Below are 589 nucleotides of genomic sequence, written 5' to 3' on the forward strand. Positions count from 1 at the left end.
CAGCGCCTCCAGCGCCAGGTCCAGCCCGTGCGTGGCCTCCTGCACGCGGTGCTTGGCCTCCGCCGCCTCGTTGCGCTTGCGGGACAGCACCAGCTCCGCCTCGCGGGCGGCCACGTCGTCCAGGTAGCCCGCGTCGGGCGACTCCGCGATGCGCTGCGCCTGCAGGAACGCCTGCTGCGCGGCCGAGGCGTGGCGCAGCGCCGCCGCCTGCTGCGCGCGGGCGGCCTCCACGGCACGCTCCTTGATGGAGGCCGCGGCGCGCGCCTCCAGCGCGCGCATGCGGACCACGGTGGCGTCGTTGGCCACCTTGGCATACCGCATCGCCAGCGCCTCCGCCGCCACGGTGGCCTGCGCCAGCTCCGCCAGCTCGTCGGAAGAGCAGAAGGTGTGGGCGAGGAGGCAGCAGAGGCAGTCTGCGGCGGCGGCCGCCACGTCCAGCAGGTAGGCGCGCTGCAGCAACGCCTGTCGCGCGCTGTCCACCACGCGCGTGATGCCGCGCAGCAGGTTGGCGACGAGGCCGCTGCCCAGCAACTGGTCCAGCTCCCGCCCCACCGCGCCCGCGCCACCGCCGCCGCCCGCGCGCCCCCCC

The 589-nt window shown here is 76.7% G+C and carries 1 protein-coding gene; it reads right to left on the minus strand.

What is annotated here, in order from left to right; genetic code table 11:
• Positions 1–552, minus strand: a 552-nt coding sequence (locus ACK41V_RS23715) for a hypothetical protein (protein WP_409786153.1), incomplete at its 3' end; no start/stop codon positions are given.
• Between the last annotated feature and the right edge of the window lie 37 nt (positions 553–589).

Origin of the sequence: Acidovorax sp. (assembly GCF_046291265.1) — a bacterium.
Lineage (GTDB): Bacteria > Pseudomonadota > Gammaproteobacteria > Burkholderiales > Burkholderiaceae_C > Acidovorax.